This window comes from Pseudomonas fluorescens (assembly GCF_900215245.1).
GTDB classification, from domain to species: Bacteria; Pseudomonadota; Gammaproteobacteria; order Pseudomonadales; family Pseudomonadaceae; genus Aquipseudomonas; species Aquipseudomonas fluorescens.
The window spans coordinates 6,119,735-6,136,480 of the sequence record NZ_LT907842.1; the positions used below are offsets into that span (position 1 = coordinate 6,119,735).

General features: G+C 56.2%; 27 protein-coding genes. 16 read left to right on the forward strand and 11 right to left on the reverse strand.

The window, feature by feature from the left end; genetic code table 11:
* Positions 1–93: 93 nt before the first annotated feature.
* The 9 genes from CPH89_RS28140 to CPH89_RS28180 form a co-directional block, all read right to left on the reverse strand.
* Positions 94–1,056, reverse strand: a complete 963-nt coding sequence (locus CPH89_RS28140) for a DUF6242 domain-containing protein (RefSeq protein ID WP_053256749.1) — start codon at positions 1,054–1,056, stop codon at positions 94–96.
* Between the two features lie 11 nt (positions 1,057–1,067).
* Positions 1,068–1,253: a zinc finger domain-containing protein gene (locus CPH89_RS28145; protein WP_053256750.1), complete on the reverse strand. Its 186-nt coding sequence runs from the start codon at positions 1,251–1,253 to the stop codon at positions 1,068–1,070.
* A gap of 432 nt (positions 1,254–1,685) precedes the next feature.
* Complete coding sequence (locus CPH89_RS28150; protein WP_053256751.1) at positions 1,686–2,231, reverse strand: hypothetical protein; 546 nt, start codon at positions 2,229–2,231, stop codon at positions 1,686–1,688.
* Positions 2,228–2,806 carry a recombination protein NinG gene (locus CPH89_RS28155; RefSeq protein WP_053256752.1) on the reverse strand — a complete coding sequence of 193 codons (579 nt, stop codon included), beginning with the start codon at positions 2,804–2,806 and terminating at the stop codon, positions 2,228–2,230. The genes CPH89_RS28150 and CPH89_RS28155 overlap by 4 nt, the downstream gene beginning before the upstream one ends.
* Positions 2,803–3,273 (reverse strand): hypothetical protein, encoded by a 471-nt coding sequence (locus tag CPH89_RS28160; RefSeq protein WP_053256753.1) that lies wholly within the window; start codon positions 3,271–3,273, stop codon positions 2,803–2,805. Before CPH89_RS28160 ends, CPH89_RS28155 begins: the two co-directional genes overlap by 4 nt.
* Positions 3,273–4,079, reverse strand: a complete 807-nt coding sequence (locus tag CPH89_RS28165; protein WP_053256754.1) for an ATP-binding protein — start codon at positions 4,077–4,079, stop codon at positions 3,273–3,275. Before CPH89_RS28165 ends, CPH89_RS28160 begins: the two co-directional genes overlap by 1 nt.
* Complete coding sequence (locus tag CPH89_RS28170) at positions 4,069–4,869, reverse strand: phage replication initiator YdaU family protein (RefSeq protein ID WP_053256755.1); 801 nt, start codon at positions 4,867–4,869, stop codon at positions 4,069–4,071. Before CPH89_RS28170 ends, CPH89_RS28165 begins: the two co-directional genes overlap by 11 nt.
* Positions 4,870–4,979: 110 nt before the next feature.
* Entirely contained in the window at positions 4,980–5,594 is a 615-nt protein-coding gene (locus CPH89_RS28175; RefSeq protein ID WP_053256756.1) for a DUF8585 domain-containing protein, read from the reverse strand.
* 54 nt (positions 5,595–5,648) lie between these two features.
* Complete coding sequence (locus CPH89_RS28180) at positions 5,649–5,864, reverse strand: helix-turn-helix domain-containing protein (protein ID WP_053256757.1); 216 nt, start codon at positions 5,862–5,864, stop codon at positions 5,649–5,651.
* An 87-nt stretch (positions 5,865–5,951) separates the two neighbouring features.
* Here CPH89_RS28180 and CPH89_RS28185 point away from each other — a divergent pair, with 87 nt between their 5' ends.
* From CPH89_RS28185 to CPH89_RS28215, 7 genes are all read left to right on the forward strand, one after another.
* Positions 5,952–6,620, forward strand: coding sequence for a LexA family protein (locus tag CPH89_RS28185; RefSeq protein WP_053256758.1), 669 nt, complete (start codon positions 5,952–5,954; stop codon positions 6,618–6,620).
* Positions 6,620–6,859, forward strand: a complete 240-nt coding sequence (locus tag CPH89_RS28190; protein WP_053256759.1) for a hypothetical protein — start codon at positions 6,620–6,622, stop codon at positions 6,857–6,859. Before CPH89_RS28185 ends, CPH89_RS28190 begins: the two co-directional genes overlap by 1 nt.
* 154 nt (positions 6,860–7,013) lie before the next feature.
* Positions 7,014–7,994 (forward strand): P63C domain-containing protein, encoded by a 981-nt coding sequence (locus tag CPH89_RS28195; protein ID WP_053256760.1) that lies wholly within the window; start codon positions 7,014–7,016, stop codon positions 7,992–7,994.
* A 577-nt stretch (positions 7,995–8,571) separates the two neighbouring features.
* Positions 8,572–8,898, forward strand: a complete 327-nt coding sequence (locus tag CPH89_RS28205) for a DUF2388 domain-containing protein (protein WP_053256762.1) — start codon at positions 8,572–8,574, stop codon at positions 8,896–8,898.
* Between the two features lie 162 nt (positions 8,899–9,060).
* A complete protein-coding gene (locus CPH89_RS30315; protein ID WP_141125149.1) occupies positions 9,061–9,528 on the forward strand; it encodes a hypothetical protein in 468 nt (155 codons plus the stop codon).
* Positions 9,529–9,744: 216 nt separating this feature from the next.
* Positions 9,745–9,996 (forward strand): DUF1654 domain-containing protein, encoded by a 252-nt coding sequence (locus CPH89_RS28210; protein ID WP_053256763.1) that lies wholly within the window; start codon positions 9,745–9,747, stop codon positions 9,994–9,996.
* Positions 9,997–10,411: 415 nt separating this feature from the next.
* Positions 10,412–10,630, forward strand: coding sequence for a hypothetical protein (locus CPH89_RS28215; RefSeq protein WP_053256764.1), 219 nt, complete (start codon positions 10,412–10,414; stop codon positions 10,628–10,630).
* Positions 10,631–10,694: 64 nt separating this feature from the next.
* Here CPH89_RS28215 and CPH89_RS28220 read toward each other — a convergent pair whose 3' ends face one another.
* Positions 10,695–10,997, reverse strand: a complete 303-nt coding sequence (locus CPH89_RS28220; RefSeq protein ID WP_053256765.1) for a hypothetical protein — start codon at positions 10,995–10,997, stop codon at positions 10,695–10,697.
* Between the two features lie 384 nt (positions 10,998–11,381).
* Here CPH89_RS28220 and CPH89_RS28225 point away from each other — a divergent pair, with 384 nt between their 5' ends.
* The 9 genes from CPH89_RS28225 to CPH89_RS28265 all read left to right on the forward strand — a co-directional run bounded on the left by CPH89_RS28225 (position 11,382) and on the right by CPH89_RS28265 (position 16,408).
* A complete protein-coding gene (locus CPH89_RS28225) occupies positions 11,382–11,579 on the forward strand; it encodes a hypothetical protein (protein WP_053256766.1) in 198 nt (65 codons plus the stop codon).
* A 296-nt stretch (positions 11,580–11,875) separates the two neighbouring features.
* On the forward strand, positions 11,876–12,142 hold the full coding sequence (locus CPH89_RS28230) for a hypothetical protein (RefSeq protein WP_053256767.1): 267 nt from the start codon (positions 11,876–11,878) through the stop codon (positions 12,140–12,142).
* Complete coding sequence (locus CPH89_RS28235) at positions 12,120–12,350, forward strand: hypothetical protein (RefSeq protein WP_053256768.1); 231 nt, start codon at positions 12,120–12,122, stop codon at positions 12,348–12,350. The genes CPH89_RS28230 and CPH89_RS28235 overlap by 23 nt, the downstream gene beginning before the upstream one ends.
* Positions 12,347–12,574 (forward strand): hypothetical protein, encoded by a 228-nt coding sequence (locus CPH89_RS28240; protein WP_053256769.1) that lies wholly within the window; start codon positions 12,347–12,349, stop codon positions 12,572–12,574. The genes CPH89_RS28235 and CPH89_RS28240 overlap by 4 nt, the downstream gene beginning before the upstream one ends.
* Positions 12,575–12,677: 103 nt before the next feature.
* Positions 12,678–13,796 (forward strand): coiled-coil domain-containing protein, encoded by a 1,119-nt coding sequence (locus CPH89_RS28245; protein WP_053256770.1) that lies wholly within the window; start codon positions 12,678–12,680, stop codon positions 13,794–13,796.
* Between the two features lie 55 nt (positions 13,797–13,851).
* Positions 13,852–14,832 carry a RecT family recombinase gene (locus tag CPH89_RS28250; RefSeq protein ID WP_053256771.1) on the forward strand — a complete coding sequence of 327 codons (981 nt, stop codon included), beginning with the start codon at positions 13,852–13,854 and terminating at the stop codon, positions 14,830–14,832.
* Positions 14,829–15,497 carry a lambda exonuclease family protein gene (locus CPH89_RS28255; RefSeq protein WP_053256772.1) on the forward strand — a complete coding sequence of 223 codons (669 nt, stop codon included), beginning with the start codon at positions 14,829–14,831 and terminating at the stop codon, positions 15,495–15,497. Before CPH89_RS28250 ends, CPH89_RS28255 begins: the two co-directional genes overlap by 4 nt.
* 2 nt (positions 15,498–15,499) lie before the next feature.
* Complete coding sequence (locus CPH89_RS28260) at positions 15,500–16,090, forward strand: hypothetical protein (protein ID WP_053256773.1); 591 nt, start codon at positions 15,500–15,502, stop codon at positions 16,088–16,090.
* Positions 16,091–16,159: 69 nt separating this feature from the next.
* On the forward strand, positions 16,160–16,408 hold the full coding sequence (locus CPH89_RS28265) for a hypothetical protein (protein WP_053256774.1): 249 nt from the start codon (positions 16,160–16,162) through the stop codon (positions 16,406–16,408).
* Between the two features lie 98 nt (positions 16,409–16,506).
* Here the strand turns inward: CPH89_RS28265 and CPH89_RS28270 are convergent, their stop codons facing one another.
* On the reverse strand, positions 16,507–16,737 hold the full coding sequence (locus tag CPH89_RS28270) for a hypothetical protein (protein ID WP_053256775.1): 231 nt from the start codon (positions 16,735–16,737) through the stop codon (positions 16,507–16,509).
* Positions 16,738–16,746: the final 9 nt, after the last annotated feature.

Genomic DNA, 16,746 nt, shown 5'->3' on the forward strand with positions numbered 1-16,746 from the left:
CCCCGAAGGGCCACCCTGGCTGTGGCGAGCCTGAATCAGAAATGAAAAAGCCCAGCGCGACGGCTGGGCTCTATTACGCAAGCAGATAGAAGATCATGGAGTCCAGTAAGCAATCTTGCCGCCTGCACCAACAGCTACAAAATTGCCGTTGCCGTAGGCGACGCTCCGGATATCGGTTCCTGCGAAAGTGTTGGCTTGCTGAACCCAACCGATCCCATCCTCGGAAACGGCTGTCTTGCCGCCGTCGCCGACAGCTACATACTTGCCATTACCGTAAGCAATGTCGCGGATGATGGTTCCACCGAAACTGGTATCTGCAACAGCAGTCCAGTTAAGCCCATCGGGTGAATATGCCATCTTGCCATCCGCACCAACGATAAACATTTTCCCGTTGCAAAGCTTCATGGAAAGGATGGTGCTGGTGCCGAAGGTGCTGGTTACGGTCGAGAATGATTGCGAATCACGCGTCGCCATCTTCACAGCGCTAAGCAGCTTCCCATTCGATCCCGCAACCAACACAAAAACGCCAATGACGTTGACGCAGTGCACAGTCTCGCCAGAAGTGAAGGTCGTAGTGCGCTCCACCTGGCCTGACCAATCGCCATAACGGGAAAAGACTTTACCGTTAGACCCAACCAGTATCCAGGTCGCGTCGCTGCCGGAAATTGGCTGATAATAAGCAATGCCTTGCAAGTCTCCGGACACGCGAACAGTTGCCGTAATGTTTGTCCAAGCCCTTTCAGGGCGTGCTGTGCTGCCGTAGGCCACATTGCCGGATTGAGAAAGGGCTTGAAGCTGTGTCCCAATACCGTTCCAGTACAGATCGTTGAGGACCTTTCCGCTATCAGAGGTGACGACGTCCTTAAACTTGGACCAAGCTGTACCCGTCGCGCCTCCGCTGACAAGCTGAGTGGTTGTGGGAAGACCGTTGCCACCAGCCGCATAAAACTTGCCGTCCCCAAAAACCACTCGCCTAAGCATGCCGGTGTTATCCACCGGTTGCACTTGGGTCCAAAGATCTTGCAAGGTTTGAGACGCCGAATTTGCGTTTTCCATTTTAAACTCCGTTACTTAGCTGATTTAAGTTCAGGCCTCTGTATTGGGCGTATGGCGCTCATGGGCGATTGCTCGAGGCTCGCGGCCTTCACATGATTCAACGTCCCGCACCGGGAACATTTGATCTGGAGCTCTGTAAACCCACCCGTGCGGGCGAGAAGTCGGTTGCAGTTACCGCATCTGAATTCTTTCAACATCTGCAAATTCCTTTTGCTGAATCGCCCTTTCCGTGGGCAATAAAAAACCCGCTCAGCGCTAACTGGCGGGTTTTTGAATTGGGCGCACCGGACAAACAGTGCAATACAACTTTATGAGCAGCTCTGAAATCGTCAGAGGGCTCGAATGGTCATCGCCGGCAGGTTGTTGATGTAGAGGGCTGTTAAAGCATTTGCTGCCATGTTGCTCGCAGAAACCTTCAAAAATTTCACCATACAATCACCTCCTTTTTGTCCGGACTGCTTCGTTTGATTGGGGGTATTGACTACCGCTTGCAGGAACCACGTGAAAAAAACCACTGCACCACAACCCAACATCAACAGCCAGCCGACGCCGCTTAGCGCTCGGTATGCGATTCTTACTCGCGCAGAACCACAGAATGGCTATAGATTAGCTCAATGGATCAGATCAGGTCAAGCAGTATTTGCCATTAAAAGGCCTTCTCGCTCCAAAATGTACTGAGCCTCGACCAGGGCCAGGTCCACGCCGCTCTCCAACGCCTTGCGGATCTCCCGCCTCCATCGCTCCTGGGTCTTGATCGGATGCGGCTCATCAGACCAGTTGTCCATTTCGTACCAGCCGGCCGGCAGCACATTGGTGGAACGCTTCCCGTCCACGCCTGGCAGCCGAGGCAAAGCCCATGTCACCACGGCGCAGTGCAGGAACCGTTCAGGCGCTGGCGATCGCACAGACCGGGTCAACTCTGCAATTGCGTCGTGCTTGCGCTCCTGGTGCGTCGAATACTTCGCCACTAGCACCCGCCAGTTTGCCGGGGTCAGTGTCTTGTGCAGTCGGCCGAACACCCAGCAGTCTTGGAGAAACGCCGCCTCCTTGCCGACGATCTCCCCCTTCTGCTTGGCGCACTGCACCTTCGGCTCAAAGTCGCAGCCGCCGGCGGAACTGATGGTCTCGGCCGCAAGGGCGCGAACTACTGCTGAAACAACGTTGCGATAGGTCATGCGGCTTCCCCTTTTTTCAGCTCTCTGGTCTTTGCCCGGTAGTCGGCGGTCATCGCCTTCAATTCATCAACGGTGTACTTCTTGGCCTGGTGAGGACCTTCCAGCCAATCAACCGCCTCGGCGCCGATACGCTTCACCAACTCAATCCGGTAATTCACGATGTTCCCGGAAAGCCGGGTATTGCACGGCGAACACTGGCGGTGGCAGTTCATCGGCTCGAAGCGCAATGCCGGATTGCTCCCCACGGTCCGGTAATGGCCAGCGTCATACTTGCCCTGGTGGTGCCGGCCGCAGCTGACGCACGGCAGTGCCGCGTCACGGGCGCGCACCCAGGCATTGAAGGCCTGCTGTGTGTCTTTGAGGTAGTCCGCCCTGCTCTTCAGCTTTTCCTTACGGACCTTGATCTCGCGGCGCTCGACCTGGGCAAGCGACTTGCGCGCCTTCGCCTGGTTCACGTCTTTGATGGCCAACCCGCATTTCGGACTGCACACGGCTTGGCCCAGGCGCTGCGGCGTGAAGCTGATGCCGCATGCCGGGTTCTTGCACTTCTTCGGTTTGGGTTGCTTGGCGATCATGCAGCCTCCTTGCTGAGTAGATCAGTGAAAACCACACCTTGGCCTGTGAAATAGGCAGCGATGCGGTCGGTGTAATTGATGCCCTGAGCGCGGTTGAACAGGCTGGTCACAGGGAAGCCGTCCGGCCCGAACAAGTGGCACTCGCCCATCATGGCCAGCTTCGTTTCATACGGTAGATGACGCATGACCCGGTACCACTCGGCCTGAAAGCCAGCATCCTCGTTCAACAGGATCTGCACGCCGAAGTGCAGCTTGCAGTAGCGCCGGGCGTCGGCCGGGTCGCCGATCTGGGTCATTTCGGCGATGCGCTTGTACATCCCAAACCACAGCCGGTTTTGGTCAAGCGTTCGGTCCTTGCCCGGGCGCAGGGTCACCACGACAAACTTCTTGTCTTTGTACATGGCGCTGATTTTGGTAATGACTTCGGAGAGCTTGGCCTGGCAGTTGACTGAGATTTTGTCGGACATCAGAAACCCTCCGTCCCGCGCTGCGATTCCCACTCAAATGGAATGACGATCACCCCGCCCTCCCGCAGCCGGTCAATGCAGCGCTCGCCGATAGCCCCTGGCAGCGACTGCCCATCCAGGTTGGAAACGATCACCGTCGGACGCAGTTCTTCGTACCGGCCATTGATGATCGCGAACAGGGTCGTCAACTCGAAATCGCTGGGCTTCTCCTTGCTGACCCCGATCTCGTCCAGGATGAGCAGCGTGGGGCTGATCAGGCTCGACAGAATCTGGCTCTCGCTCTGGTCGCTGGAGCGGTCGTAGGTGGCGCGGATGGCCTGCAACACGGCGCCGATGGTTCGGTATACGGCCGTCGCGCTGGACTTGGCCATGATCTCGTTGGCGATCGCCACGGACAGGTGCGTTTTGCCGGTACCGGGCTTGCCAAGCAGAAAAAGACAGCGGCCCGTCTCGGCAATCTGGGCGAACTCAGCGGCATACCGACGGCAGGTGTTCAGCGCCTTGCGTTGCTCCGCGGTGGTGGCGACGTATCCATCCAGCGTCTTGCTGGCGAAGCGCTTGGGAATCAGCGCGGCACCGAGCTTGCGTTCCATGGCCATGCGGAGCTCCATCGCCTTGTTGACCAACTCCGCAGCTTCGGCCTTCTCGCGAATGATCCGGCCGCACTCAGGGCAACCGCTCTTCAGCTCCTTGCCCAGCACCGGGAAAACCTTCTGGTCGTAGTGGCCGTGGGTCTCGCACTCGGCGGGCTGGATGCGGGTACCAGGCGGCAGTTCAGGAGTCTGCTGGGCGGGCTCAGATCGCATAGGAACCGTCCTCACGCTGAATCAGGCCATCGGTGTAGTTGCGCTCGGCAAACCCGGTGTGGCGTGACTGAGGAGCTGGTGCCGGTGCGGACTCAGCCAAGCGCTTGATCACCCAGGAAGCCTTGAAACCCTGCCATCCCGAATTCAGCGCTTCGGTGATTGCGTCGTCTGCAGTGATCCCGGCCTCGGCGCACTTGGCCAGTTCGGTGTTCACGGTTGACCAGACGGTGGCGGTCACTGCGGCGCGCTTGGCCTTGCGCTGTGTCAGCCAGTCGGCCAGCAGTTGCTCAGGGACGTTGTGCGGGTTGTCGGCAAGCAGTTGAGTCATGCCGAACGGTGCCTTGCGGTCAGGCTTCGGCGGTTCGACTGGCTCTTGGGGCGGATTAATCTCTTTCGAAGAAAGAGTTAATAGGGGTTCTTTCTTTGTATAAAGAAGGGAGTCGTCGGTTTTGGTCTGTTTCGCAGCTGAGCCGATTCGGACTACTTGAGCCGAATCAGACGATATGGTCTGTTTCGGCTCTACTACGAAGATCCACTCTTTTGGGTCGCAAACGCCAATGTCACCGCGCGCACCACCCTCTCGGTACAGCACGCGACGGCGCAGCAGGCCGGAGATAGCCTTCGACACCGTGTCAGGGTGGATGTGGGTTGCTTTGGCGATATCGACCGCCGGGATGCGATGGGCGCCCGTGCTGAAGTTCAAGGTGGCCTTCGCCACGTACAGAACGATCTTCATTTCGCGCGCCGACAAATCGATGGCCATCAAGCCATCCATCATCTGGTTGTCCATTCGGGTGAACCCCCGAGGGTTGTGTATCGGAAAAATGTTTGGCATGATTTCTCTCGCATAAAGCTGTTGAAGAAGCCGACCTCGTACGTCGGCTTTTTTGTGCCTGGAATTCAGGCGATGGATTTCAGTGGCCGGGGCGCAGAGAGCAGTTGCTCCGCACGGCGCCCCAACTCCCCCGCCTTCGCTTCAACCTGGCGGCACTGCCTGGCAAACGCCGGCAAGTGCGGCAGATCCAGTTCGCACATCACCTGGTCGTCGAACACTTCGCTCCCGGTGTCGATCACATCGCCCAAGGCGCGGATCAGTGCACCGAAGCTTTTGTTCGCGCATTGATCGCTGGTCATCTGGCGGGCGCCGGTCAGGCCGTGACGGCTCGCCAGTTCGTTTACGCAGTGGTCCCGGAATTCAGGCTCAAGGGCGTTGACCCACGACTCTTCCAGCCACGACGGTATTTCCTGATCGCCGGACAGCCAGCGCTGAACACGTTTGAGCCAGCGGCCGGTAGCCTTCACAAACACATTTACGTCGGCGGTCAGTTCCGTAGAGTTGAAGTCAGGAACGTCTTTCTTCTGGGCTCGATCCGGGATCGACAGGTGCAGCCCGCGACTCAACGACTGGGCGAAGTCGTCCTGGCTCAAGCTGGTGCGGGCGATCTGGTTTTGGGCATGAGCGACCAGCACCTGATCACGGGTTTGTACGGTGTGTCTGGAACTGGACGTTTGCATGGGGACTGCTCTCTTCTAATCTGGCTTCAATGGAACGGCGGGCAGGGATGTCACTTAGGCGGCCATCTCGGCCCATGGAAACGACGGACAAAGGGATTCTTTTTTGAAAGCACCTCCGGTCAACGCCTCCGCTCGCTTGGCAACCACTGGAGACATGCCGTGCTTCCCGCGAACCCAACCGGAAACGGTGCTTTGATCAACCTTGAGCTTTTCAGCGGTGACCTCCTGAGTGCCAATGAAGGCAACGAGGTCTTTGTAAATACTGTTCATATCGCCCCTCCATACGGGAATACCCATATAGTAGATTATGGGAATGCCGATTTGCAAGGATATGGGAGCACCCGTAATACTCGCGGAATGGAATTCAAAGACCGTTTAAAGACAGCGCGCCGGCACGCCAAGCTCAATCAGGGCGAATTGGCCGCTAAAGCTGGTATCACGCAGACGTCGATTTCTGACCTTGAGCGTGGAAAATCAAAAGCCACCGCGCACGTCGTGAAGATCGCCGATGCATGCGGGGTGAGCGCCAAATGGCTTTCCGATGAGATCGGGCCAATGCTGGCCCCGGGGTCGAGTGCCGGCTTTGCTGAATCGAACATCTCGGTTGCTGCCCAGCCCACCAAATCATTCCGCTACCCAGTAATCAGCTGGGTTGCTGCCGGCGCCTGGGCGGAAGCCGTTGAACCCTACCCGGCCGGTTTCTCGGACAGTTATGAGTTCTCGGAGTACGACTCCAAGGGCACAGCGTTCTGGCTGAAGGTGAAAGGCGACTCAATGACAGCGCCCGCCGGCCAGAGCATCACCGAGGGCACGCTGATCCTGGTGGACACTGAGGCTGAAGTCGCGCCAGGTAAGCTGGTCGTGGCCAAGCTGCCGGACAGCAACGAAGCCACATTCAAGAAGCTGGTCAGCGACGGCGGACGGCTGTTCCTGAAACCGCTGAACCCGAGCTACCCAATCGAGGCCGTCGACGAGCACTGCCGGATCGTGGGCGTGGTTGTGCAGGCGCTGCAGAAGTTTTACTGATGCCTTCAGCCCTTGGAAAACCTTCGACCTCATGGCGAGAGCAAAGCTTTTGGAGCAAGGTGTGGACCTATACTCTGCTGGCGCTCATGGTGGTTTTCACAACCGAAGCTGGCATTTGGCCGGACGACAGTTCATCCAATCGCAAGCGGGTTTTCAGCCCTGGCTTCGTTGTGCTCTGCACCATCGTGGCGGTGGTTGAGCTGATAGCGCTGAATCACTTCTACGACTCGCGCGCATAAGGCGAAGTCGTTAAGTACTGCGCGGGGAAAATCAGGGAGTCGGCCGGGATCACAAATAGCCTTAATAAATTCTTGCAAGCATTCTGAACAATCATGCTTGCATAGATCTAGTCACCGATATAGCATGCAAGCATATACCTAGCGAGGTGCTTGCATGTCTGAGAAAGATAAGTCGAAAGCTATCGGGGGTAAAGCCAGGGCTGAAGCGCTTACTCCCGCCGCACGCAAAGAAATAGCAAAGAAAGCAGCCGCGGCTCGATGGGGAGAGCGCCCTATGCGTGCAACGCACAAGGGAAGTTTTCGTGACGAATTTGGCTTTGATGTCGAATGCTATGTTCTGGATGACGATCAAAAAACTGCAGTTATTAGTCAGCGAGGCATGGGCGAAGCTCTGGGTCTTGGCGAAGGGGGAAGCAGGCTCCCAGTTTTTATTCGGGGACAAAAAATCTCTCCATACGTTGGGCACGAACTAAAAGAAAAACTATCAAATCCCGTTATTTTTCAAGGCGTGACGACGGGCACGGGAGTGCCATCTCCAACCATTTATGGCTATGACGTAACGATTCTAATTGATATTTGCAACGCAATAGTTAGTGCCGAATCCGATGGAAAACTACTTAAAAGCCAGGCTCATATTGCAAAGCAGGCCCGAATTATTCTTGGTGCCTCCGGCAAAGCGGGTATTCAGGGGCTTGTATATGCTTTGGCCGGCTATGATCGAACCAGAGAAGAAATCGTTGCAGCTTTCAAGAGCTTCGTGCAGGAGGAGGCGAGGAAATACGAGCAAGAATTCCCCAATGAGCTTTACCTAGTTTGGCATCGGCTCTACAAGATCCCCGTGCCTGCTCGCGGAAAGCCCTGGAAGCTTATGCACCTTACACGTAAACATATTTACTACCCTCTCGCTCAAAGCAGCGGCAAAGTACTTGATCTGCTCAGAGCGCTTAGGGATCGAGACCCAAAGAAAAAGAAACTTTTCCAGTTTCTAAATGAAATTGGTGTTAGAGCGCTGAGAATTCATATGGGTCGGATTCTTGAGATGGCCGAGTCCTCTTCGACCGCGGCCGAATACGAGGCAAAGTTCGCTAAGCGGTTTGGCAACCAGCAGGAATTGGACCTGTCTTTATCTGAATAACAGCAGCCCGGCCCAGCGCCGGGCTTCTTGTATCTGAGAGCAGACCAAGCATGAATACGTTTGGTTCATAGAGCAGTTTTCAAGGTGGGCCGCTCGAGGCGCTCCCACCCAAATAGATCATCTAAGAGTGCTTGCTAGAAACTCGCCCGCTTTGCGAATCAGTTTTCTCCATTCCTCCTCTGTTATAAGGCCGGCACGCTCCATCTCATCGGCTCTCGTGAGCAATATAAAATACTTGTCCTCGACGTCCTGTTCATTTACAGCCTGATATAGAAGATCCCTCCAGGCTTTTACAGCCGAACGACGAATCTCGTTACGCATTTTAGCGCCTGATGATATTCATTAGATGACACCGGTGGCTCAAGCTACTCAAGGAGTCCACGGTAGATCAGACGCGTGATGGCAATACGACATCACAAAGCATCGCAAATTTTTTGTCGGTAGGAGCCTGGACTGTTCAGCTTCAGCTAGGGCACGAGACTGCGTTAAGGATGGGCCCAGCGTCGGGCTTCTTGTTTCTGCCAAGCGCCCTGCCCTGCTATGGTGGCCCCTCTGATCGCAATGGAAGCATCGAAGAATGAAAGCATGGAAGATCCTGGCGGCCTCGCTGCTGGCACCAATTAGCACTCAGGCCGTATCGGGTGATGGCGCCAACCCAATTGCTGCAGCGATATTTCTCACAATCTCCGCGCCAACCATTTTAATTGGGGCGACCACATCCCTCACGACCGAGCCGCCAAAGGTTTTCAAGTCAGCCAAGACCGACGCCCTTGCCTACATAGGTTCGGATGGCGAGATTCGCGGCGCCCAGTTTGAGCAGGCGTCCAGATACTACCGCTCGACCAGCGCACCGCCGCTGATGTCAGACAGGCAATTGGCCCGGTCGATCGCGACATCCTACTGAGAGATTGGCTGGGAATTTCCATATCTACTTGGATTGACAACTCCGACGAAGTCTACGACGAGCTCAGCGGTGCGCAAAGATGGCCTCTAGGACGCGTGACAATTTTTTCATTTCACCTACGCTCACAACTGCAGGCATTGCTCATTAACTGAGGAAAGGAAAATGAAGGTATTGACCCGGCTTTTCTGTGCATCTATTGGTGCGTCCTTAGTATTAACTGTTCCGGCGCGCGCGGATTATGTTCTCTATTTAGCAGGTATGCCGCTTACCTGCGCTAACTACGCCGGAACCCCCGTAGATTTTAGCTTCGACACATCTCTCGCTGACGTCGGTATGGCATTTACCGGAGCGACGCCGCCAAGAGTTGTGTTTAATCCTATAGTCATGAATAGTTATTCACCGCTGATGCAACTTTTTTGGTGGGGCCATGAATGCGCGCATCACAACGTCGGGGGGAACGAGAGTGCAGCAGATTGTTTCGCTATCAAAAGCATGAAAAATCGCGGCATGAGTCCCGTAGGTCTTAATGAGCTACAGGCTCAGGTGTTAGCACTTGCTGGAGACGGGAGCGGACATTTACCAGGGCCTCTCAGGGCTATGCATTTCGCCGCATGCTACTACTCGTTGTGACAAACAAAGCCACGAATTCAACCCATGAGTGTCATCCCACCTGATTCAAGCCTTTGACATCAATTTCAAGCCCGCCAAACGCGGGCTTTTTCATGCCTAACGGAATGCATTTAGCATGAAATATGCATTTGTGCATGAAACTTCCTGCCACCCTCTTGCCAAGATATGTAAGCACACAATACTGTTCATGAATACAGTATTCGCAAGGAGCGAAGCATGAACCAGGCACCCTACTCCGTATCAAAACCACGAAATTCCTACGAGCTTGTTGGCCGCCGCCTGCAAGGCTTGATCGCCTCTCCGCGGGTACAGCGGATTCAGTTGATCGAGGTTTCCAGGCGCGACGATGAAAGCCCTGAAGCCTGGCACCAGGTCATCCAGGATATCGGCGACACCGCCGGCATAAGGATCGAGCATCTGGATGACGGCGCCGTCAGGATCGGATGGCGCGAGTACTGCGATTCCTAAATGAGCCCGCCAGTGAGCGGGCTTTTTATCACCTCTCATAAAATATATGGGAATACCCATTGACGACAAATATGGGATTACCTATATTTATATCCATCGAGACGCTACTGCGAATCGCCAGCAGCTAAACCTGCGCCGCTCTTTAGCGAAACCCCTTGCCGGATCACCACCGGCCCAGATTCAAAGGCAGCGATGAACTGGCCGAAACGGTTCAGAGGGTTGGCAACTGACCCGGGCGTGCAGCGTAAAGCGCCAAGAACAGTTATCCAGCGGGAGAACAAGCCGAAAGGCCCGCGGCTGGAAGAACAATCAGAAGAAAGCCGGAGGCCGACGCCAGTAGCGGGTCACGGCGGAAAGCATCACTGGAGCGCCTTGGCGACAGGGCGTTCTGGGATGACAACCGGAGGGCAACACAATGCTCAACATGGCAACCATGGCAGCTGACGAATGTCGCGAAGACTCATCTGATCTGACTTATCGCGATTGGCTGAACAGGGCTGGAAATTGGCTCGGGCATTACGTCGTAGATGGATCGCAGGAAGAAAGTGACCTCTTCGATCTGTATGCGGATGGTTGCATGCCGTGCGAGGCAGTGACTGAGCTGCGTGCGCATCAAGCAATGATCGCAGCATGACGGACCTTTTCACTGATGCACTTGGTTACCCGCGCTCATCAGTGAATATCGCTCAAACTCGCGCTCAGTCCTCAATGTAATCAGACTTTGGCTTCGGCCAGTTATTTTTTAGATCATTGAAGACTTGGTCTACCCAAGAATCGTCAGATGCAGCCATCAATCCAACGTAGCCATTACCAGCACACCACGTTTCGAATCTGAATAGGAGGTTGTCGGTGTTTTGATTTCCAACATCCGTCGTTGAGATAAATGCAATACCAGCAAGCGTAACTCGAAGCTGCACATGGTCGGAGTCATCTACCGACGCAATCAGCTGTTTGACTGTTTGACGAGTCAGTGCGCCTGGAACCTTCAAATCGATCTGCATGGCCGTCAATCCTTCCTTGGGTGAGCAGTGAGTATCTTCCTATCTTGGGCATTTGTTCAATATGCAAAGCTTTCGTGCTGAGGCGCAGGCCATATCGGATTGTGATTTGAAACGCAGGCCGAGCGGTTCCCTCGGACAGCCGGTACGCCGGAGTAAGTCCACAGCCAAATGCGGACAAAACAGCGGCCTATAACCGCCCACCTGCATCACCGCAACACAGCAGATGAATGCGCAGGGGTTTCCTGTCGCGCCGGGGGCTTGTCTCCGGCCATCTGCACCTGTTCCTCACCTCTACCCGTCAGCACTCCTCCCCCGCGCCCATCGGCAACCAGCGGGAGGCATGAGTGTTGACGAATACAGGTGAACCCACGAATGGAGAGAGTCATGCCTGAGCAACGAGCGCCATATCCACGGTCTGCGGATAACGCTGACCAGATGAACCTGCCCGAGGGCAAGACCTGCGGCGACTGCGTGCATTGCAAACGCTGCACCGCGATGTTCAGCCATATCCCGGCGGACGAATCGTGCGACTGGAGCCCATCGCGCTTTCGTGAAGCTGTTCTGGTTGCAGTCTCCGCCTAACCCCAAACACTGGAGATCGCCATGCATAACTGTACTGAAACTCAAGCGGTGTGCCGAGGGTGCGGCCTCAAGCTGCGCGGCTCGCCATCGTGGAAAGGCGGCCTCGCCTATCACCCCGAGCCTGGCGGAACTGTCCACCGCTGCCACTACGGTGGCTGGGTTTGCTCACGCCGTTGCGACATTCGCGCCTGCGTCGAGCTGGAAGGAACAATGCCAGGTTGTGGCTCGGTAAACGGCTACGACCGTCTATCGCCATACGCAAAAAAGAGCATCGAGTGCAATTGGCCGGAGGCAGCATGAACCAAAGTCAGCACGCTTACTGCGACGTAGCGCTCGCAATGAACCAGCGCCGCAATATGTCCTTGGCCCTTTGTCTTGGGCTGGTCGGCTCCAGTGCACCGAAGACCTCGCCGCTGTTTCGGGTGATCCCGGCCGGCAATGAGTTCTTCCACGTTGTAGATTCCGCCACCGGCAAGGTGAAAGGGTTTCGCCGCAACCACAACGAAGCCTGCGCCCTCGCCCGGAGCCTGGAGACTCGCCATGCCAACCAGCTACGCGGATAGCGCCCAGGCCAGGGAATCCGACAGGCGCTGGGATTTGCCGAACTTCGGGAAGAAACAGCACGTCGACCTGTTCCATGAATACACGGCGGACAACCTGTCTGAGCGTGAGGCGCGCCGACTCAAGGAGCGGGCAAGCCTGAAGTTGCGCATCGGCGCAGCCATTGCGCAGATGGAGTTGGTTTGCCCGGCAGCAGGCGGTATCGAATGAACATCGCGCAGCGAGACCACCAGAACGCCGTGAGCTGGATCGAGGGCGAGATCGACAACATGATTCGCGACCTGGGCAAGGCCAATGCCAGCGCGGCGGCAACATCATGCGTCACCTTGGCCTTCATGCTGCGGGTCATTGACGACGCAGAGCATCGTTATTTCCGGGCGCGCATCGACAAAATCTACGCCAACTACAACGCCTCCACCTCTACCGCCGTTTGACGGCGCAACCACACCACAAACACTTTCAATGCTGCGCCAGGCGCGGCGAGGGATCGTCATGTCCACAAATCCTAAAAAAGCTCCCGCAAAAGAATCGCTTGAAATGAGCGAAGCCGAAGATGCGCAAAAGGCCGTATCCCCTGCGGTGGCGGTTACCGACATCGCTGAATATCGGCCGCACGAAGAACAAATCGTTCGCTTGGAAACAACCTACGCCAAGCTGGTCGTGGACTGCTCAACGAGTGAGGGCCTGGCAAATGCGAAAGAGGTTCGCGTAGATATACGCGACGTGCGCTATGCCCTGGCAAACACCACCAAGACAGCGTTGGTTCCATATCAGCAAAAGGTCAAAGAGGCTCAGGTCCGCGTCAACCAGGTCAAGGAGTTCGGTGAAACCCTCAGGGCTCGTGTCCTCGTACTTGAAGAACCAATTGACGAAGCGATCAAGGCCGAGGAGAAGCGCGTCGCCGACGCTAAGGCTGAGAAAGAGCGCCTGGAGCAGGAGCGAATCGAAGCCATCCGGGCAAAAATTACTCGTTTCAGTTCTGTTGCTGCCGCATACGCCAGCCGCAGCGCTGCCGACGTCGCAACGGTTCTGCAAAGTGTCAAGGAATCGGTGATCCTGCCCGAAGAATATGGCGAATTTGAAGCCGAAGGCACCATCGCTCGCGACAACGCCATTGAGCAATTGGAAGCGCTACACAAGGCTGCCATTGATCGAGAGGAAGCTGCTGCCAAGCTGCTGGCCCAGCAGAAAGAACTGGACGAGCTGCGCGAGAAGCAACGACTCGCCGACGCAGAGGCTGAATACCTGCGCAAGCAGCGCGCCGAGGAAGACCGTCTGCGCTTGAAGAAGCAGCAGGACGAACTGGACCAGCAGCGCCGCGACATGGAAGAACAACAACGCAAGCACCGTGAACAGCAGGAAGAGCAACAGCGCCAGCAGCGAGAACGTGAAGCGCAGTATCAGCGTGATCAGGAAGAGCTGGCCCGTCTGCGTGCCCAGGCTGCTGCGCCCGCCCCAGCAGCTACTGTTGTTGGGGCTCCAGTGATTGCTGACCCAGCACAAACGCTTGTAGCGGCAGTTGATCCGGCCCCAGCGGCAGACGCATTCGCTGACTCGAACATTCCAAGCGCCAGCGAAGTGGTCGAGGTCGTAGCCATGGCCTTCTGCGTCACCAATGACGAGGCCTCTGCCTGGCTGCGCGCCATGTCGTTCTAACGAACCCTTAAACCACCCCGGAGGCCGACCAAAGTCGTCGGCTATGGAGTTAGTAATGAGCGCCCAAACCCAGATTTCTACCGTACCAATGGACACCAGCCCGACTGGGCTGATCCTCAATCGCGACAGCATGCAGTCGATGACTGAGCTCGCGGGCATCATGGCAGGGGGCAAAACCACCCTGCCGAAGCACTTTCACGGCAACACCGCTGACTGCATGGCAGTGATCATGCAGTCCATGCAGTGGGGAATGAACCCATTCCAAGTGGCGCAGAAGACCTTCATCGTTAACGGCGGCCAACTGAGCTATGAAGCCCAACTGGTCAACGCGGTCATCACCACCCGGGCCCCGACCCTTGATCGAATCCACTACGAGTGGTTTGGCGACTGGGACAAAATCATTGGCAATTTCCGCGAGATCGAGAGCAAAAAACAAACGGATGACCACGGGCAGCCAAAAAAGTATCGCGTCCCAAACTGGAACATTAATGACGAGAAAGGATTGGGCGTCCGAGTTTGGGCCACGTTCGTGGGCGAGGATACACCGCGCGAACTGACCACCTTGATGACTCAGGCACGAACCCGGAACTCGACGCTGTGGGCAGACGATCCGAAGCAGCAGATCGCCTACCTGGCCCTCAAAAAATGGGCTCGCCTGTACTGCCCTGACGTGATTCTGGGCGTGTACACACGCGAAGAGCTGGACGACGGCTATACGCTTCCGGAAACAGACGTTACCCCTAGATCTACCAGCGAAAAGCCTGCTGACGTGGGTGCCGCCTCAGTACCACAGGGCGACACAACAGATGCGACCTCCGACCTTTTTGAGCAGCTGAAAAAAATCGCTCAAGAGCAGGGCATTGAAGGGTATGAAAAAGCTTGGAAAGCCCTGAAACCACAGCAGCGCGGCGCCATTGGCGTGACCCGTCACGGCGAACTGAAGGCCATTGCACAAACCATTGACGCCGAATTCACAACTGTCAGCGATAGCGCCGACGCTGCTGCCGGCGTCGAGAGTCAGGACGATGCTCAATGAACGCCTCTGTAGACCTTCAGCGCACCGAGCAGTGGCACCAGGACCGCAGCGGGCGACTCACCGCCAGCCGATTCAAGGATGTTATTGCATGGGCCGACCGTGACAAACACGGCAAACGCAAGCCGCTTGCGGCCCGTACCACTTACATGCGCGAGCTGGCTTTTGAGCGCCTGGCCAACCGATCGAAACATTCGGTAAGCAGCAAGTCGATGGCCTGGGGAACCGAGGTTGAGCAGTCGAGCCACGACTTCTACGAAATCCTGACTGGTAATAGTGTCATCAAGTCGGGCTTCGTAGTTCATCCAAAATACGACTGGCTGGGCTGTTCGCCGGACGGCTTGATTGGCGAGGACGGGGGTATTGAGTCGAAATGCCCATTCAATGAGGCCGTCCACGTCCGCACCTGGCTCGAAGGCATGCCCGATGAACATAAGCCGCAGGTTCAGGGCTGCATGTTCGTCACGGGCCGGGAGTGGTGGGATTTCCTATCATTCGATCCACGTCAGGATGAAGACTGCCGACTGTATATCGAAACCATTGAGCGCGATGAGGAGTACATCGCGATGCTTCATCAAGAGCTGGTCCAGTTCAATCTGGAACTTGGCAGGATGGTTGATGAAGTCGCGGACAAAGCCCGGGCGCAAGCCCATCGCCTAGGAGCCTGATCATGATCAGCAACCACCTCAGCATGATCGAGGAACTGCGACCGGTCTCGGATGAGCTGGCCGCCCAGATCGCCGAGTTCGTAGCAGCTGGCGGCGAAATCGAAGTGGCCGAACCTCCACCGCCACCGAAGCCAGTGGTGTATGTGCCCCAGGAGCCCCCGGCGCCGAAGCCATTTGTTCGTCGTCGGGTTGAAGCACCTCCCCTGCCCCTCGACAAGAATGACATCCGCACCCGGGCACGCCTCAAGCTTGTTGAGCAGATACGCCAGCTCGGCGTCACGCACACCCAGACCGAAGTCGCCGCTGCACTTGGTGTAAGCCGACGGCTAATCTATAACCACGCTGCCCGCTATGACATCACCTTCCAGCCTCCAACCCGGGGCGGCGCACGCAACCTGGTGCACAACACCGTCGACAAGGAGCGCGACGCGAAGTATGTCGAGCGGATCAGGGCATTCATGGAGCTGGGCATCAGCCGGCGCCAGTGCTGCGGGAAGCTCGCCATCAGCAATAAGGCCTTCGAGCGGATCATCGCGGCCCACGGCATCGACTATCCCAAAGCGCGCCAAGGCAGAACCTCATGCGCCGCATAGCCCGCATCCAGCAACGCAAACGCCAAACCTGGCTCGCACTGCCGGCCAGAGGAATAGCAGAGGTAGGGCATGGCCAAGAATCCAGCCGAACGCAAGCGCGACCAGCGCGAAAGGGACAAGTTGACCAAGGCGGAAAAGGAAGCCGCCCTACTGTCACGCCAGATCGTCACGAAGCTTTATCACAACGATGACGCGGCGCTGAAACGGGTCATGGCCAGGACGAATATCGGCGAAGAGCAGGACCTGATTTCCCGTTTCATTCGCGGCGCTGACCGTATGACCGACGAGCAGTTGGCAGACCACATTCGCATTACGTGACATCTCACCGTGACTTACTAAAACGACACCCAATGGATGCCGTCTTTCATATTTAACAGCCGCTCAACTATACGATAAGCAGCAGTCCGTAGGTGTTATCAGAGGTCGGAGTGCAACTTCTTAACTTCATCTTTTGGAATTATTGCGAGAATAGAGCCATCAGCGGCCAATAGAACATATTGATGCCCTTGGTCCGTGACTTTTACGGCCTTGTCGTAGACCTGAATGTTGCCTTCGTAATCTTCTACAGCTACAGCCATTTTCATTTCTCCTTGAACCGGCTCCATGCCGGGCCAGAACAGATACCCCATATAAAACCAAAACGCCATTATACCTTT

What these genes read in the sequence shown, in the direction of transcription:
- CPH89_RS28170 (WP_053256755.1), bottom strand. Translation starts at nt 4,869, where the DNA reads ATGGACAACCAGATGATGGATGGCTTGATGGCCATCGATTTGTCGGCG.
- CPH89_RS28185 (WP_053256758.1), top strand. Translation starts at nt 5,952, where the DNA reads ATGGAATTCAAAGACCGTTTAAAGACAGCGCGCCGGCACGCCAAGCTC.
- CPH89_RS28220 (WP_053256765.1), bottom strand. Translation starts at nt 10,997, where the DNA reads ATGCAGATCGATTTGAAGGTTCCAGGCGCACTGACTCGTCAAACAGTC.
- CPH89_RS28195 (WP_053256760.1), top strand. Translation starts at nt 7,014, where the DNA reads ATGTCTGAGAAAGATAAGTCGAAAGCTATCGGGGGTAAAGCCAGGGCT.
- CPH89_RS28245 (WP_053256770.1), top strand. Translation starts at nt 12,678, where the DNA reads ATGAGCGAAGCCGAAGATGCGCAAAAGGCCGTATCCCCTGCGGTGGCG.
- CPH89_RS30315 (WP_141125149.1), top strand. Translation starts at nt 9,061, where the DNA reads ATGAAGGTATTGACCCGGCTTTTCTGTGCATCTATTGGTGCGTCCTTA.
- CPH89_RS28230 (WP_053256767.1), top strand. Translation starts at nt 11,876, where the DNA reads ATGAACCAAAGTCAGCACGCTTACTGCGACGTAGCGCTCGCAATGAAC.
- CPH89_RS28180 (WP_053256757.1), bottom strand. Translation starts at nt 5,864, where the DNA reads ATGAACAGTATTTACAAAGACCTCGTTGCCTTCATTGGCACTCAGGAG.
- CPH89_RS28160 (WP_053256753.1), bottom strand. Translation starts at nt 3,273, where the DNA reads ATGTCCGACAAAATCTCAGTCAACTGCCAGGCCAAGCTCTCCGAAGTC.
- CPH89_RS28165 (WP_053256754.1), bottom strand. Translation starts at nt 4,079, where the DNA reads ATGCGATCTGAGCCCGCCCAGCAGACTCCTGAACTGCCGCCTGGTACC.
- CPH89_RS28210 (WP_053256763.1), top strand. Translation starts at nt 9,745, where the DNA reads ATGAACCAGGCACCCTACTCCGTATCAAAACCACGAAATTCCTACGAG.
- CPH89_RS28215 (WP_053256764.1), top strand. Translation starts at nt 10,412, where the DNA reads ATGCTCAACATGGCAACCATGGCAGCTGACGAATGTCGCGAAGACTCA.
- CPH89_RS28150 (WP_053256751.1), bottom strand. Translation starts at nt 2,231, where the DNA reads ATGACCTATCGCAACGTTGTTTCAGCAGTAGTTCGCGCCCTTGCGGCC.
- CPH89_RS28155 (WP_053256752.1), bottom strand. Translation starts at nt 2,806, where the DNA reads ATGATCGCCAAGCAACCCAAACCGAAGAAGTGCAAGAACCCGGCATGC.
- CPH89_RS28250 (WP_053256771.1), top strand. Translation starts at nt 13,852, where the DNA reads ATGAGCGCCCAAACCCAGATTTCTACCGTACCAATGGACACCAGCCCG.
- CPH89_RS28235 (WP_053256768.1), top strand. Translation starts at nt 12,120, where the DNA reads ATGCCAACCAGCTACGCGGATAGCGCCCAGGCCAGGGAATCCGACAGG.
- CPH89_RS28225 (WP_053256766.1), top strand. Translation starts at nt 11,382, where the DNA reads ATGCCTGAGCAACGAGCGCCATATCCACGGTCTGCGGATAACGCTGAC.
- CPH89_RS28205 (WP_053256762.1), top strand. Translation starts at nt 8,572, where the DNA reads ATGAAAGCATGGAAGATCCTGGCGGCCTCGCTGCTGGCACCAATTAGC.
- CPH89_RS28265 (WP_053256774.1), top strand. Translation starts at nt 16,160, where the DNA reads ATGGCCAAGAATCCAGCCGAACGCAAGCGCGACCAGCGCGAAAGGGAC.
- CPH89_RS28240 (WP_053256769.1), top strand. Translation starts at nt 12,347, where the DNA reads ATGAACATCGCGCAGCGAGACCACCAGAACGCCGTGAGCTGGATCGAG.
- CPH89_RS28255 (WP_053256772.1), top strand. Translation starts at nt 14,829, where the DNA reads ATGAACGCCTCTGTAGACCTTCAGCGCACCGAGCAGTGGCACCAGGAC.
- CPH89_RS28190 (WP_053256759.1), top strand. Translation starts at nt 6,620, where the DNA reads ATGCCTTCAGCCCTTGGAAAACCTTCGACCTCATGGCGAGAGCAAAGC.
- CPH89_RS28145 (WP_053256750.1), bottom strand. Translation starts at nt 1,253, where the DNA reads ATGTTGAAAGAATTCAGATGCGGTAACTGCAACCGACTTCTCGCCCGC.
- CPH89_RS28175 (WP_053256756.1), bottom strand. Translation starts at nt 5,594, where the DNA reads ATGCAAACGTCCAGTTCCAGACACACCGTACAAACCCGTGATCAGGTG.
- CPH89_RS28260 (WP_053256773.1), top strand. Translation starts at nt 15,500, where the DNA reads ATGATCAGCAACCACCTCAGCATGATCGAGGAACTGCGACCGGTCTCG.
- CPH89_RS28140 (WP_053256749.1), bottom strand. Translation starts at nt 1,056, where the DNA reads ATGGAAAACGCAAATTCGGCGTCTCAAACCTTGCAAGATCTTTGGACC.
- CPH89_RS28270 (WP_053256775.1), bottom strand. Translation starts at nt 16,737, where the DNA reads ATGGCGTTTTGGTTTTATATGGGGTATCTGTTCTGGCCCGGCATGGAG.